We start from the raw sequence: 733 nt of genomic DNA, 5'->3' as shown, positions 1-733 counted from the left end.
TCTTCAACATCTAAATTCCACAAGCGACCATCTGCTAAACGAATGAAATATCCTTCTTCAAGCAAAACATTCAGTGCCGCTTCAAACTTCTTCACTGAATAACCAGTGTAATGAGATAAAACTTTAATATTATAAAAAAGAGGTTCACCAGTATGCAACATACGTAACCGTAATCGCATATAGATATTGCCCTCTACAGCAGGCAAATAATCAACAACTATTGCCCACTTGTCTGCAAAAAGCCTCGTCCATGGTAATTTACTGGACATACCCCAATTCCCTTTCTTTAACTAAATATAAAATTGCTAAAGCATCTGCTTCGTTGTCATCTTTCGGATTGTGCCCTTTTGCACGCACCGCCTTAATCATCTCTTCTTTCGACGCATTCCCCTTGCCTGTCGTCGCTTTCTTAATCGTACTTACTGGTATCCCCTCATACGGTATCTGATGCTGTTCACACCACGCCGTTAACGTTGCTAACAAACCACCGTAAACATGCGCTGCATCTGTACCTTTATGACGCCTCACCTCTTCAAAATACACCACGTCAATTTGACCTGCTGTCTGCTTTATTTCTGATAGCCATTGCTTAAAGCGCAAGTAACGCATTCCACCGCCTTCAAAACGGCGCGATTGAAAATTCACGGTACCACTGAACATGTCACCACTTGCACCACGTATCGCCCACCCCGTTTTGGTACCTAGATCAAAACAAAGAATCGTGTTAATCACC

General features: G+C 42.4%; 2 protein-coding genes. Both read right to left on the bottom strand.

The annotated features are described in order from the left end of the window. Positions 1 to 269 (bottom strand): DUF1376 domain-containing protein (locus ACFIO5_RS11720; RefSeq protein WP_522729890.1); only part of this gene is annotated, 269 nt, incomplete at its 3' end. Then, the gene (locus ACFIO5_RS11715; protein ID WP_375611071.1) at positions 259 to 732 is read right to left on the bottom strand and encodes a crossover junction endodeoxyribonuclease RuvC; all 474 of its coding nucleotides are present in this window, start codon (positions 730 to 732) and stop codon (positions 259 to 261) included. The genes ACFIO5_RS11715 and ACFIO5_RS11720, both read right to left, overlap by 11 nt. Between the last annotated feature and the right edge of the window lies 1 nt (position 733).

It is taken from the genome of Bartonella sp. AA86SXKL, from assembly GCF_042196885.1.
This window is presented reverse-complemented; position numbering and strand designations above follow the sequence as displayed.